Genomic DNA, 12,969 nt, shown 5'->3' with positions numbered 1-12,969 from the left:
TCACGGCTCCTCCCGCAACACGTAGCCGATGCCGCGCACGGTGTGGATCACCCGCGGCAGGCCGTCGCGCTCGAGCTTGCGCCGCAGATAGGAGACGAACACGTCGGCGACGTTGGTGTCGACGTCGAAGTCGTAGCCCCACACCAGCTCCAACAGCCGCTGCCGGCTCAGCACCACACCGGCGTTCTCGGCCAGCGCGGCCAGCAGATCGAACTCTCGCTTGGTCAGCTCGACCCGCTCCCCGGCGGCGAACACCAGCCGCCTCGACGTGTCGATGGTCAGCGATCCCACCGTCATCGTGTCCGACGCCGGATCGGAGTGGTGTGCGCGGCGCAGCAGCGCATGCAGCCGCGCCACCAACTCTCCGAGGTCGAACGGCTTGGTCAGGTAGTCGTCCGCCCCGGCCTCCAGACCTGCGATGCGGTCATTGACGGTGTCGCGCGCCGAGAGCACGCAGATCGGGATGTCGTTGCCGAGAGCGCGCAACGCCGTCACCACCGCGACGCCGTCGAGTTCGGGCATCTGAACGTCGAGCACGAGCGCGTCATGGGACTCACTCGACAGCAGCCGCAGCGCTTCCTTGCCCGTCGCGGCGACCCTGACGTCGAACCCGGAGTGGCGCAGACCTCGCGCCACCGAGGTCCGCACATCCGGGTCGTCGTCGACCATCAGCACCGTCCGACCCGCACCGTCCTGGGCGGACAGCTCCCCCCCACGGGTGGGCGAAGCATCCACCCTGTCTCGCATGGCGCCTACGGGAAGAGCGGTCCGTTGGTGTCACGCTCCGAGAAGCCACACCGGTTCTTGATGTCGATCAGCGGCTGCCGGATCGCCGTCATCTCGTCCTTCACCTGCGGGTTGGCGTTCATGTAGTCGACGACCTTGGGCCGCAACTGGTCCATCGGCAGGCCCTGCAGGCCGGAGAAGAAGTCGTTGACCTGCGGGTGGGTGAACAGGTAGGCCGAGGTCGACGCCGAGACGCCGGAGGCGACGCCGGCGAAGTCGGCCGCCGTGCAGTTCGGCGGCAGCGCCGGTTGCGCCGATGCCATCGGCATCGCGGCGAACAGCGAGGCGCCGGCGACCGCGCCCGCGCCCAGAGCGCCGGCGACGGCGCGGCGCAGGATGGTGCCCGAGATCAACATGAAGTCTCCTTCAGCATTAGGTGAGAGCCGGCTCCTGTCGGGCCGGTCTGCTGACCATCCTAGGAAGCTAAGCAGACCGGTAGCCGACTTTCCTGCCGAGCAATTAACGGTTGGTGAGAAAAGTCCTCATCGCATGTCAGCGCAAGGGGGCCGTCGGCACGCCCGCGGGGGCCGTTTCGGCGGCACCGGCGCCCATGCTCGCGGCGGCCGGGGCCGGCACCGGAGCCACCGCCGCGGCCGCCGGGGATGCCGCCTGCACCACACCCAGCAGTTGCGGCAACGTCACCGGCAGCTGACACCTGGCCGCCAGGGAGACCAGCGGCTGCTGCAGACGCTGGAGGTCCGCCTGCACGAGCGGGTTGGCGTCGAAGAAGGACTTGTAGGCGCCGAGCCCCTGCGTCCCGCCCTGCTGCTTGGTGATCAGCGACAGCGCCTGGTTGGTCTGCGGATGGGTCTCCAGATACGTGCCGGTGTTCGTGGCCACCGAGCCTGCGGTCTTGGCGACCTCGCTGGCGGCACAGGGGTCCGGCGCGGCCTGCCCGGCCGGCGCGGTCGGGCCGAGCATCAGCACCGCTGCGCCACCGAGCGCGGAGACTGCTGCGGCGGCGGCGCCCACTCGGCGCGCGGTGAATGTCGTGCGTGCGAACATGACGAACTCCTCACGGCTGCGGGTGCCCGATGACACCGCACGGCCTTCCTACGGTCAACAGCAAAGATCCCCGACCGACGGACATCAACTGGCCCTCGTCGAGGTCATCGTGCCATCACCGGCGCCCGGTGCCCAATCGATGCCCAATCGATTGGTCCGCCGTGGCCCTCATTAAGGCTGCATGAGGCATCTCTGGCGGGAGCGTTTGCGCAGGTGCGCTCGCAACCACCTGCTGTACCCTTTCGCTACGAAAGGCCGGGGAGAAAGTGGGGACGTCCCATCCAGCAGTTCATGATGCGGGTGAGCAGCAACCTGCGCAGATTCCGCTGGGCGGTCTTCGCGGTGTGGCTGCTGCTTCTGCTCCCCTCGGTCTACCTGGCGATGAACCAGTCGGGCAATCTGACGGGCGGCGGATTCGAGGTCGAAGGCTCGCAGTCGCTGCACGTGCAGCGCCAGCTCGAAGCCCAGTTCCCCGATCAAGGCGCCTCCCCGTTGGCGCTGGTCGCCGCGCCCCGCCCGGACGCCTCCTTCGCGGACATGAACACCGCGGTGGCCTATCTGGAGAAGATCGCCGCCGAGGTCCCGAGCGTCACGGTGATGCCCAACCCGGGCCAGCCTCCCCCGCAACCCGACCGGCCCTACGTGATCACGTTGCAGCTCGGGTTCGAGAACACCGGCGCAGTCGACATCGCCAAGCAGCTACGCCAGAAGGTCGGCATCGACGGCGACGACCCGGGCCAGACCGAGAACGGCAAGGTGCGCTTCTACGTCATCGGGCAGGGTGCGCTCGGCGCCGCGGCGACGCTGGCCACCAAACACGACATCGCCCAGGCGGAGCGCTGGAATCTGCCGATCGTGCTCATCGTGCTGCTGGCGGTGTTCGGATCGTTCGCGGCCGCGGCGGTGCCGCTGCTGCTGGGCGTGTGCACCGTGGCCGTCACGATGGGCCTGGTCTATTGGTTGTCGATGTACACCACGATGTCGGTGTTCGTGACCACGACGGTCTCGATGTTCGGCATCGCCGTGGCCATCGACTACTCGCTGTTCATCCTGATGCGCTTTCGCGAGGAACTGCGCGCCGGTCGCGAACCGGAGGACGCCGCTGACGCCGCGATGGCGACCTCGGGGCTGGCGGTGGTGCTGTCGGGCCTGACGGTGATCGCGTCGGTCTCCGGCATCTACCTGATCAACACGCCCGTGCTGCGCTCGATGGCCACCGGCGCCATCCTGGCCGTCGCGGTCGCGGTGCTGACGTCGACGACCCTGACCCCCGCGGTGCTCGGCGCGTTCGGCCGCCGGGCCGCGCGGCGCTCGTCGTATCTGCACTGGGGCCGCGGGATCGAGGCGACGCAGTCGAAGTTCTGGACCCGCTGGACCGGCGGGGTGATGCGCCGGCCCTGGGTGTCGGCGCTGGGCGCGGCCGCGCTGCTGTTGGCCCTGGCCGCGCCGTCGTTCTCGATGGAGCTCGGCAACAGCATGCAGCGCCAGTTCGAGCCGACCCACGAGATTCGCGGCGGGGTCAACGCCGCGGCCGAAGCGCTGGGTCCCGGCGCGCTGGGCCCGGTGCGTGTGCTGGTGACGTTCCCTGAAGGCAACGCCGCGTCGGCGCCGGCGAAGCAACCGCTGCTCGACGCGATCCGGCAGCGGATGGCACAGGCGCCCAACACCGTCACGGTGTCGCCCGCGGTGTTCGGCACCGACTATCGCAGCGCGCTGCTGTCGGCGGTGCTGTCGGTCGACCCGGAGGACATGGGGGCGCGCGACACGGTCGACTGGATGCGGGCACAGCTGCCCGCGGTGGCCGGCGACAATGCGCGGATCTCCGTCGGCGGGCCGACGGCGCTGATCAAGGACTTCGACGACGAGGTCGCCGCGATCCAGCCGGCGGTGTTCGCGTTCGTGGCGCTGATCGCATTCGTGATGCTGTTGGTGTCGATCCGCTCGGTGTTCCTGGCGCTCAAGGGCGTGGTGATGACCGTGCTGTCGGTGGCCGCGGCGTACGGCAGCCTGGTGGCGGTGTTCCAGTGGGGTTGGCTGTCCGACCTGGGCTTCAAGCAGCTCTCGTCGCTGGACAGCACGATCCCGCCGCTGGTGCTCGCGCTGACCTTCGGGCTGTCGATGGACTACGAGATCTTTCTGCTCACCCGGATTCGGGAGCGGTTCCTACAGACCGGTAACACCCGCGACGCCGTCGCCTACGGGGTGTCGACGAGTGCCCGCACCATCACCAGCGCCGCGCTGATCATGATCGCGGTGTTCATCGGCTTCGCGTTCGCCGGCATGCCGCTGGTGGCCCAGCTCGGCGTGGCCTGCGCGGTCGCGATCGCGGTGGACGCGACGGTGGTGCGCCTGGTCCTGGTGCCTGCGCTGATGGCGATGTTCGACGAGTGGAACTGGTGGTTGCCGCGCTGGCTGGACCGGGTGCTGCCGTCGGTGGACTTCGAGAAGCCGCTCCCGAAGGCCGACATCGGCGATCTGATCATCATTCCCGACGACATCTCGGCGCTGGCGCCGTCGGGGGCGGACCTACGCACCGTCGTCAAATCCGCGGCGAAGCTCAAAACTCTTGTGCCGCAGGCGATCACCGTTGCCGACCCGCTGGCGTTCAGCGGTTGCCGGCCCTGCGGGAAGTTGGTGCCGGGCCGGTTGAAGACGGAGGGCCGGGTGTCGGCGGCGGTCAGCAACCGGGCGCACGGCAAGACCGTCGCGGTGAAGCTGCCCAAGCATCCGGTCACGATGTGGCGGGGTCGCCTCGACGTCGCGCTCGACGCGCTGGCGGTCGAGCGGTCGATGAGCGCCGACATGCATGCGGGCCGCACGCCGTTGGAACGCACCAGTCCGCTGGAGACCACGAACGTGCTGCTGCCCACCGGTGACCGGTTGCAGATCCCCACCGGCGCCGAGACGCTGCGGCTCACGAGTTACCTGATCATGGAGCGCAACAGCTCCCGCGACTTCTCCGAGTTCGCCGAGCTCGTCGCCTCGATGGACACGCAGACCGCGGCGGAAGTGCTGACCGGCATGGACCGGTACTACTCTGGTCAACCGGCGCGCGAGCAGTGGGTGGCCACCCAGCTGGTGCGCCGCCTGGCCGATCCCCGGCCTTCCGACGGGCCTGATGTCGCAGTGTCGGGGCCCGACGCGGAGGCCGAGTGGGCCGGAGTGAGGCAGCGGTGCCTGTCGGTGGCGGTGGCCATGTTGGAGGAGGCGAGGTGACTGTGTCGTCGGACCGCCGTTCGTCGGAGGTTTCCGGGTCGGCTCCCGGCCCGGCCCGCAGCTCGCATCCCGACGATCGGCCGGTCGAGTTCTGGCCGACGGCCGCCATCCGGGCCGCGCTCGAACGCGACGACCTCGCGGTGTGGCAGCGCATCGTGGTGGCCATCAAGCGCGATCCCTTCGGCCGCACCGCCCGCCAGGTCGAAGAGGTGCTCGAGACCGCTGAGCCGTACGGGGTGTCGAAGGCCATGTCGGAGGTGCTGGTCCGCACCCGGGAGCATCTCGAGGCCAACGAATGCGCCGAGGTGGGCCGCCACGTGCGGCTGCTGCTGGAGCGCTCCGGTCTGGGCGAGCAGGAGTTCGCCTCGCGGATCGGGGTGGCGCCCGCCGATTTCGCCGCCTACCTGGGCGGCACGGTCAGCCCGCCGGCGTCACTGATGATCAGGATGGGTCGGCTGTCGGAGCGCTTCGCGAAGATGCGCAACCCTCGCCACTGAGGCCCCTGCCGCGGAATACCGTTCCGGGTCGTGATCGGCCGCCGGTCACAGCCCTGGCTTCCCTCTGGCGGCCTGGCGCCTTCTAGCGGGAGTGCAGCGGCGAGACGTCCTCGACCAGCCAGCGGCCGTCGGTCTTCGACAGCGACACCCGCAACGCGAGCACCGCGCTGTCGGTCGGCTTACCCGGCGAGCTCTGCGTCCCACGCAGCACCACGGCCACACTGGCCGCCTCCGGGCCGATCGCCTCCACGCCCGCCGACACCGTGCTGGCCTGCGCCGACACGTTACGGCCGCCCAGATCCTTGGCGACGGTCGCGAAGTCGGCCTTGAACCGCTCCGCGCTCTCCGGCGACATCATCTGCGTCGCCCGGTCGATCGAGGCGGTCGGGTCCTGCGGGGTGAACGTGGCCGACGCTTCGGCGACGCTGCTGGCGATGCCGGTGACCTCGACGCTGTCGGAGTTCAGCGTGCGGTCGGGCACCGTCCACTGCGTGTAGCCGATCACCGCGGCCGCCACCACCGCGGCCGCCGCGGTCCCGATCACCGCCAGCCGCAGCCCCGGGCCGTCGTCATCGGTGCCGACGGTCACCGCGTCGCGGCGGGCCAGCACGATGTTGACGATGACGCCCTGCACCACGAGCAGGCACAGCACCGAGCACACCGACACCCACCACAGCGGCCAGGCCAGCGCCATGCCGATGTAGATCAGCGCGGCCACCGCGGCGAGCGGGGCGAGCAGGTCGAAGAGCGCGACGCGCAGCAGGTTCCTCATCGGATCGGCACCAGCCGGGAGATGAGCAGTTTGCCGTCCACATCGGAGACGTCCAGGCGCAGCGTCCACCGCACGGTCTGGGGCTTGTCGGTGCCGGCGTTCTCGCTGAGCGACGTGGCGACCACCAGCACCGTGTCGGTGCGGCTGGCGAACGCGGCCAGCTCGGCCGGCGGCGGCGCGGCCGGCGCCCCGGGCTGCGCGTGGTACACGCTCTCCAGCGCGACGGCGTTGATCTGTCCCGTGGTGCGCGCCTTGAGGGTGCGCACCAGCTTCCGATAGGGCTCGACGGTCTGCTCGAAGTCGGCGTTGAGCTGGCCGACGGTGCCGTCGTGCAGCGTGGCGAGGTCGGTGTCGACGGTGTCGGCGGTCATGTTGATCAGCACGCCGGTCCAGTCGGCGGCGGCCTGCAGCACCCGGGTGCGGTAGGCGCGTTCGTCGGTCTCGCCGTGATGGCCGGCCCAGATCATCGCCGCCAGCACGACCGCGGCGACGGCGACGACGGCCAGCACCGCCGACGCGATGCCGTAGCCGGTCACCGTACGGTGCGGCACCGCCCTCTCGTCTTCGCGGGATTCGGGCTGGTCATCGGGCATGCCGGTGAGGGTACCCGGGCCGTTCTGGAAGGATGTCGGGGTGACGGTAGAAGCGACATCCCTCAAGTCCGGTATCGATCTGCGGTACGTCGACGGTGACGCGAGGCCGCAGGACGATCTGTTCGGTCACGTCAACGGCCGCTGGCTCGCCGAGTATCAGATCCCGGCGGACCGGGCCACCGACGGCGCCTTCCGCACCCTCTACGACCGCGCCGAGGAGCAGATCCGCGATCTGATCACCGAGGCCGCCCAGGCCCACGCGCCGGACGGGACCGATCAGCAGCGCATCGGCGACCTGTACGCGAGCTTCATGGACGAGCAGACGATCCGCGAGCGCGGCTTGGCCCCGCTGCTGGAGGAGCTGGCCCTCGTCGACGCGGCGGACAGCCCGCAGGCGCTCGCCCGGCTGCTCGGTGAGCTGCAGCGCACCGGCGTCGGCGGCGGCACCGGTGTGTACGTCGACACCGACTCCAAGGACTCGACCCGCTACCTGCTGCACATGACGCAGTCCGGGATCGGACTGCCGGACGAGTCGTACTACCGCGACGAGCAGCACGCCGAGATCCTGGCCGCCTACCCCCGGCACATCGCCGCGATGTTCGCCCTCGTTTACGGCGGGGACCACAACGACAGCGCATCGGCGATCGTCGCGCTGGAGACCAAGCTCGCGGCCGCGCACTGGGATGTGGTCAAGCGCCGCGACGCGGATCTGACCTACAACCTGCGCACGCTGGCCGAGGTGGCCGATGAGGCGCCCGGCTTCGACTGGGCGGGCTGGCTGGCTGCGCTGGGCACGACGCCGACCGAAGTGGTTGTGCGCCAACCCGATTACCTGACGGCGTTCGCCGCGCTGTGGGAGGGCGAGAGTCTGGAGTCCTGGAAGGCGTGGCTGCGCTGGCGGCTGATCCACGCCCGCGCATCGCTGCTGACCGACGAGCTCGTCGCCGAGGACTTCGCGTTCTACGGCCGGCTGCTCTCGGGCACCGAGCAGATCCGCGACCGCTGGAAGCGCGGCGTGTCGGTGGTCGAGTCACTGATGGGCGACGCGCTGGGCCGGCTCTATGTCGAGCGGTACTTTCCGCCGCAGGCCAAGGCGCGCATGGACGAGCTGGTGGCCAATCTGCGTGAGGCGTACCGGGTGTCGATCAACACGCTGGAGTGGATGACCCCGCAGACGCGGGAGAAGGCGCTGGCCAAGCTCGACAAGTTCACCCCGAAGATCGGCTACCCGGCGAAGTGGCGGGATTACTCGTCGCTGGTGATCGCCCGCGACGACCTGTACGGCAACTACCGTCGCGGGTACACGCTGGAGTACGACCGCGACCTGGCCAAGCTCGGCGGCCCGGTGGATCGCGACGAGTGGTTCATGACGCCGCAGACCGTCAACGCGTACTACAACCCCGGCATGAACGAGATCGTCTTCCCCGCCGCGATCCTGCAGCCGCCGTTCTTCGACGCCGAGGCCGACGACGCCGCCAACTACGGCGGCATCGGCGCGGTGATCGGGCACGAAATCGGGCACGGCTTCGACGATCAGGGCGCCAAGTACGACGGCGACGGCAACCTGGTGGACTGGTGGACCGACGAGGACCGCAGTGAATTCGGCGCCCGCACAACGGCGTTGATCGAGCAGTACGAAACGTTCACCCCGCGTGGGCTCGAGCCGTCGCATCATGTGAACGGCGCCTTCACCGTGGGCGAGAACATCGGCGATCTGGGCGGACTCTCGATCGCGCTGCTGGCCTACCGGCTGTCGCTGGGAGACAAGCCGGCGCCGGTGATCGACGGACTGACCGGCGAGCAGCGGGTGTTCTTCGGCTGGGCGCAGGTGTGGCGCACCAAAGCCCGTGAGGCCGAGGCCATTCGGCGGCTGGCCATCGATCCGCACTCTCCGCCGGAGTTCCGCTGCAACGGCGTGGTGCGCAACATGGACGCCTTCTACGAGGCGTTCGATGTCAGTGAGAACGACGAACTGTACCTGGAACCCGAACGGCGCGTCCGGATCTGGAACTAGCGGGGAACGGGCCTGCGCGCAAGAAGGGCTTGAGCGCCAGCAGGAACCCCGTGAGGAGCACGAGCGGCGCTGCCAGTGGCAGCCACGGCAGCTCGACGGGCACCGCGATGACGAGGGCGGCGGCGGTGGCGAAGACGACGGCGCTCGTCATCGTCGGCACGGTCGCCGCGTCGTGCCGGGTGACCAGGTAGGCGGTGGCCGCGAGACCGGACAGTGCCGCCGCCAGCGGCGGGGTCCCGGCCAGCACGACCGTCAGGATCGTCGCGGCCACCGCGACCGTGGCTGCGGGCCGCCACCAGATCGCCACACCGACGGCGACGGCGGCCGCCCCGGCCGCGATCAACGGTGGCCCCGCCCCGTCACCGACCGCGGCCCCGATCATCACCGCGGCGAAAGCCAACGGCAGCAACACTTTCGCCATGCTCACCGCCGACGCTCGGGTAGCAGCGCCATCGCCTGGTCGAGGGTCGCCTCGTCGGGCCACGCCACGATGTCGACCCCGACCGTCGCCATGTCGCGGTACATGAACGAGCGCTGCATCCCCCACACCCGATCGATGAGCGGATCGAGGTCACCCTCGACGGGACAACCCTGCAGCACGTCCACCGCCACCACGGCATGCCCCCGTCGACGCAGGTCGATCAGCGCCAGCGCGAACTCCGTGTCCAGCATCGTGGAGAACGCGACGACGATCGCGCCGACCGGCAGGGCGGGACGCGGCGCGAGGGTGCCCGTGCCCGACTCATAGCTGCTGTCGGTGGCACCCAGCATCGTGTCGAGGATGCGGTAGAACTGCCGAGCGCCGATGTCGGCACCCAACCAGCGGGTGGTGCGGCCGCCCAGCGCGACGAGCCCGGCCCGGTCGCCGTAGCGCAGCGCGCTCTGCACCACCTGCGCTGCGCCGCGCGCGGTCCGCTCGGTGGCGACGGTGGCCGGCCCCGGCGGCTGCGGATAGGTGTCGAAGAGCACCACCACATCGGCGGCCCGATCGGTCAGCCGCTCGGTGATGTGCAGGGCGCCCCGGCGCGCGCTGACGGGCCAGTTGACGGTGCGGAGCTGGTCGCCGGGCACGTAGGGCCGGATGTCGGCGTATTCGACGCCGGGGCCGATGCGCCGGGTGAGGTGGGTGCCGAGCCGGTCCAGCAGTTCGGTGCGTGGCAGTGCGGTCGACTGGGGCGGCGCGACGGGGAAGACGAAGACCTGCGCGGCGGGAGCGGTGCCGATGCCTTCGAGCAGCCCGCCCCGGCCGAGGGCGCGCACGGTCGCGTCGACGGGGTAGCGGCCCCATCGCGCCGCCTTCACCGCCACCCGGACCGACCCGGCGGGCGCCTGGCCGTCCTCGACGCCGTCGACTGTCATCCCGGCCGGGGCGCCGGCCACCACGGCGACGGTGCTGCCGTCGTCGGCGTGAGCGGCGACCGTGACCTGCAGACGCTCCCCTTCGAAGCAGCGCTGCTGCGGCGGAGTCCCGCTCACCGACACCCTGGGAAGGGGTCGCTGCCAACCCAGCGAACAGAGCACCGCGATCACGGGTGCGGCGAAGGCGATCAGCTCCCAGCGGCCGGTGAGCACCGCGGCGCCCGACGCCACGGCCGCGCACGTCGCCATCGCACGCGTCAATGGCGATGCGCGCCAATGCAACTCGACATCGGTCACGAGGTTCCCCTGGCGCGCGGGACCGGAGTGCGGCGCAGCAGGTCGTCGACGACGTCGGCGCCCGCGACCTTGCGCACCCACATCTCGGGCCGCAGGCTGATGCGGTGTGCCATCACCGGCACGGCCAGCGCCTTGACGTCCTCGGGGACCACGAAGTCACGCCCCTGGAGCACGGCGCGGGCGCGGGCCAGTTGCACCAGATCCAGCTCCGCGCGGGGGCTGGCGCCGACGGCGACCTGCGGGTGGTGGCGGCTCGCCGTGGCCAGTGCGACGACGTAGGTGAGCACATCGTCGTGCACCGTGACCAGTTCCACCGACTCTTGCATCGCGAGCAGTTCCTGCGCGGAGACCACCTCGGTCACCTCGGGCGGTGCCGAGCCGCGCTGCAACCGCCGCCGGAGCATCGTCGTCTCGTCCTCTGCGGACAGGTATTTCAGCTCCAGCCGCAGGGCGAAGCGATCCAGCTGGGCTTCGGGCAGCGGGTAGGTGCCCTCGTATTCGATGGGGTTGTCGGTGGCCAGCACCAGGAACGGTTCAGGCAACCGGTGGGTCACTCCGTCGATGCTGACCTGCCGTTCGGCCATCGCCTCCAACAACGCTGCCTGTGTCTTGGGCGGGGTCCGGTTGATCTCGTCGCCCAGCAGCAGGTTGGTGAAGACGGGCCCGCCGCGGAACTCGAAACGGCCCGATTGCATGTCGTAGATGGTCGAGCCAAGCAGATCGGCGGGCAGCAGGTCCGGAGTGAACTGGACACGGGTGAAGCGCAGCCCGAGCGCGGCGGCAAAAGACTTGGCGATCAACGTCTTTCCCAGACCTGGCAGGTCCTCGACGAGCACGTGTCCGCGGGCGAGCACCGTGATGAGGATCAGCGTGAGGGCCTCGCGCTTGCCGACGACCGCGCGGCCGATCTCGTCGAGCACCGCCTCGCACGCGGCGGTGGTCGAGGCCAACGGCGCGGTCACAGCCGGGCCAGCCGCTGGAGGATTTCGTCGAGCACGTCGCGGCCGGGGCCGGGTTCGGTGGCGCCCGTGCGCGAGATGTTGTCCGGGTCCACCCACGGCCAGAGCCGCTCGCCGAACAGCATCCGGCCGGTCGCGTCGACGCTGTCCGGATCCTTGCGGGTGCGCGCGCCCACCGCGAGCTCGAACTGGCGCGCCAGCATGGGGCGCAGCCGGCGGTCCCAGTCCGCCCGCGTGGAGTCGGCCCACGAGATCAGCGTCTCGGTGCGAGAATGCCAACGCTGCAACGAGTTCGCGGCAGCGTCGACGGGGGTGTCGGATACGGCATCGGCATGCCGGACCAGATTCGAACGGATCCACAGCAGCGCGGCCGCCAACGCGGTGCCGGTGATGGTGACCACCAGCGCGCGGTCGGCGAGGGCGAACGCGCAGACCTCCACCGCGAGCAGCACCGCAACCGTCGCCGCGACGATCCGCGTCATGAGGCGCCCTGCAATTCGCGTTGCACCACCTGCAGCGCGCGCACTGCGTCGTCCCGGTGGCCCTCGTTCATCACGTGGGGGCTGAAGCGTGCCTCCTCGAACAGATCGACCAGTTGCGCGGCGCTGCCGGCGTGGACAGCACGCCGGGCGACGGCGCGCGCGAGCACCTCGGCCGGAGTGTCGGAGGCCTGCGGAACTGTCCCGGGCGATTTCTCGAGTTCCTGTTCCATCGCGACGTAGCAGGCGATGATCGCTTCGCGCGGATCGCGGCTGCGGTCGCCGACCTCGGCCAGTCCGCGCTCGGCCGCTCGGGCCAGATCCGGAGCGGGCGGCAGCGGCACTGACGCCACGGACTCCGCAGGGGCGGGAATCGCAGCGGGGCGGCGACGGCGCGCGGTCAGCGTGGCCACGACGGAGATCACGAGCAGTGCGACGGCCGTGCCCATCAGCAGATCGAACGCGCTGCCCTCGGTCCCGCGCCCAGGGCCGGCGCTGCCGTCGTCCGGTGCGGCCGGCGCGTCGGGCGGCGGAGCGGATGGGGACACGGCACCGGGGTCCGACGGATCGATCGTCGAGGCCCACCGCATCACGAGAGAGACGATCAGCAGCCAGGCGAGAAGGGCGGCCACGGCGACCGCCAGCATGCGCCAGGAGATCGCGCCGCCCGTGCCGACGTCACGGCGCGGGGGTTCGCCTTCTGCCCGCTGCGGGCGGGGCGACCGGGACCGCGCCAGCACCGCCACGGCCAGCGCCGTCAGCGAGACGATCAGCATGACGACGACCGCCACTTCGGAGCCCGGCCCGTCGGGCTCGCTGTCGGGCGCCGGACTCGGACTCGGTGCACCGGGAAGCACTCCGCGCAACGCGACGATGGCGGCGAGAGTCAGCAGGAGCACCCCGACGGTGCGGACCACCGCCTTGCCGTCACCGGGCATCCGCGCCCACCCTTCGCCTGCCTCCATCGTGGCACGGCGGGTGGCCGTAGAACG

Annotated in this window: 13 protein-coding genes; 3 read left to right on the top strand and 10 right to left on the bottom strand. The window is 70.5% G+C overall.

Going from position 1 to position 12,969, the window contains the following annotated elements:
* The 3 genes from ACZ50N_RS00960 to ACZ50N_RS00950 all read right to left on the bottom strand — a co-directional run bounded on the left by ACZ50N_RS00960 (position 1) and on the right by ACZ50N_RS00950 (position 1,791).
* The gene (locus ACZ50N_RS00960) at positions 1–747 is read right to left on the bottom strand and encodes a response regulator transcription factor (protein WP_046366566.1); all 747 of its coding nucleotides are present in this window, start codon (positions 745–747) and stop codon (positions 1–3) included.
* Positions 748–752: 5 nt separating this feature from the next.
* Positions 753–1,142, bottom strand: coding sequence for a heme-binding protein (locus ACZ50N_RS00955; RefSeq protein WP_046366567.1), 390 nt, complete (start codon positions 1,140–1,142; stop codon positions 753–755).
* A gap of 136 nt (positions 1,143–1,278) precedes the next feature.
* On the bottom strand, positions 1,279–1,791 hold the full coding sequence (locus ACZ50N_RS00950) for a hemophore (RefSeq protein ID WP_464469421.1): 513 nt from the start codon (positions 1,789–1,791) through the stop codon (positions 1,279–1,281).
* A gap of 291 nt (positions 1,792–2,082) precedes the next feature.
* On the opposite strand from ACZ50N_RS00950, the gene ACZ50N_RS00945 reads away from it, so the two are divergent.
* Together ACZ50N_RS00945 and ACZ50N_RS00940 are read left to right on the top strand one after the other, a co-directional pair.
* A complete protein-coding gene (locus ACZ50N_RS00945) occupies positions 2,083–5,007 on the top strand; it encodes an MMPL family transporter (RefSeq protein WP_464474370.1) in 2,925 nt (974 codons plus the stop codon).
* Positions 5,004–5,504, top strand: coding sequence for an XRE family transcriptional regulator (locus ACZ50N_RS00940; RefSeq protein ID WP_464474369.1), 501 nt, complete (start codon positions 5,004–5,006; stop codon positions 5,502–5,504). The genes ACZ50N_RS00945 and ACZ50N_RS00940 overlap by 4 nt, the downstream gene beginning before the upstream one ends.
* 82 nt (positions 5,505–5,586) lie before the next feature.
* Here the strand turns inward: ACZ50N_RS00940 and ACZ50N_RS00935 are convergent, their stop codons facing one another.
* Both ACZ50N_RS00935 and ACZ50N_RS00930 read right to left on the bottom strand, forming a co-directional pair.
* Positions 5,587–6,276: a hypothetical protein gene (locus ACZ50N_RS00935; protein ID WP_046366708.1), complete on the bottom strand. Its 690-nt coding sequence runs from the start codon at positions 6,274–6,276 to the stop codon at positions 5,587–5,589.
* Positions 6,273–6,869, bottom strand: coding sequence for an Rv1363c family protein (locus tag ACZ50N_RS00930; protein WP_133412804.1), 597 nt, complete (start codon positions 6,867–6,869; stop codon positions 6,273–6,275). The genes ACZ50N_RS00935 and ACZ50N_RS00930 overlap by 4 nt, the downstream gene beginning before the upstream one ends.
* A 40-nt stretch (positions 6,870–6,909) precedes the next feature.
* Here ACZ50N_RS00930 and ACZ50N_RS00925 point away from each other — a divergent pair, with 40 nt between their 5' ends.
* Positions 6,910–8,883, top strand: coding sequence for a M13 family metallopeptidase (locus ACZ50N_RS00925; protein ID WP_464474368.1), 1,974 nt, complete (start codon positions 6,910–6,912; stop codon positions 8,881–8,883).
* Here the strand turns inward: ACZ50N_RS00925 and ACZ50N_RS00920 are convergent.
* Genes ACZ50N_RS00920 through ACZ50N_RS00900 form a run of 5 tightly spaced genes read right to left on the bottom strand, consistent with a single transcriptional unit; the run spans position 8,825 to position 12,942 of the window.
* A complete protein-coding gene (locus tag ACZ50N_RS00920) occupies positions 8,825–9,304 on the bottom strand; it encodes a hypothetical protein (protein WP_464474367.1) in 480 nt (159 codons plus the stop codon). The two genes, ACZ50N_RS00925 and ACZ50N_RS00920, sit on opposite strands and share 59 nt — an antisense overlap.
* Positions 9,305–9,306: 2 nt before the next feature.
* Entirely contained in the window at positions 9,307–10,539 is a 1,233-nt protein-coding gene (locus tag ACZ50N_RS00915) for a DUF58 domain-containing protein (protein ID WP_464474366.1), read from the bottom strand.
* Positions 10,536–11,501 (bottom strand): AAA family ATPase, encoded by a 966-nt coding sequence (locus ACZ50N_RS00910; protein WP_046366743.1) that lies wholly within the window; start codon positions 11,499–11,501, stop codon positions 10,536–10,538. Before ACZ50N_RS00910 ends, ACZ50N_RS00915 begins: the two co-directional genes overlap by 4 nt.
* Positions 11,498–11,980, bottom strand: a complete 483-nt coding sequence (locus ACZ50N_RS00905; protein ID WP_464469416.1) for a hypothetical protein — start codon at positions 11,978–11,980, stop codon at positions 11,498–11,500. Before ACZ50N_RS00905 ends, ACZ50N_RS00910 begins: the two co-directional genes overlap by 4 nt.
* Positions 11,977–12,942 carry a DUF4129 domain-containing protein gene (locus ACZ50N_RS00900; protein WP_464474365.1) on the bottom strand — a complete coding sequence of 322 codons (966 nt, stop codon included), beginning with the start codon at positions 12,940–12,942 and terminating at the stop codon, positions 11,977–11,979. Before ACZ50N_RS00900 ends, ACZ50N_RS00905 begins: the two co-directional genes overlap by 4 nt.
* Between the last annotated feature and the right edge of the window lie 27 nt (positions 12,943–12,969).

Source organism: Mycolicibacterium obuense (assembly GCF_055397605.1).
Note: the sequence above shows the minus strand (reverse complement) of the source record. Positions and strands in the feature narration are given on the sequence as shown.

Coding starts and splice junctions, on each gene's coding strand:
- ACZ50N_RS00900 (WP_464474365.1), bottom strand. CDS start 12,942: ATGGAGGCAGGCGAAGGGTGGGCGCGGATGCCCGGTGACGGCAAGGCG.
- ACZ50N_RS00955 (WP_046366567.1), bottom strand. CDS start 1,142: ATGTTGATCTCGGGCACCATCCTGCGCCGCGCCGTCGCCGGCGCTCTG.
- ACZ50N_RS00930 (WP_133412804.1), bottom strand. CDS start 6,869: ATGCCCGATGACCAGCCCGAATCCCGCGAAGACGAGAGGGCGGTGCCG.
- ACZ50N_RS00935 (WP_046366708.1), bottom strand. CDS start 6,276: ATGAGGAACCTGCTGCGCGTCGCGCTCTTCGACCTGCTCGCCCCGCTC.
- ACZ50N_RS00950 (WP_464469421.1), bottom strand. CDS start 1,791: ATGTTCGCACGCACGACATTCACCGCGCGCCGAGTGGGCGCCGCCGCC.
- ACZ50N_RS00920 (WP_464474367.1), bottom strand. CDS start 9,304: ATGGCGAAAGTGTTGCTGCCGTTGGCTTTCGCCGCGGTGATGATCGGG.
- ACZ50N_RS00905 (WP_464469416.1), bottom strand. CDS start 11,980: ATGACGCGGATCGTCGCGGCGACGGTTGCGGTGCTGCTCGCGGTGGAG.
- ACZ50N_RS00945 (WP_464474370.1), top strand. CDS start 2,083: ATGATGCGGGTGAGCAGCAACCTGCGCAGATTCCGCTGGGCGGTCTTC.
- ACZ50N_RS00960 (WP_046366566.1), bottom strand. CDS start 747: ATGCGAGACAGGGTGGATGCTTCGCCCACCCGTGGGGGGGAGCTGTCC.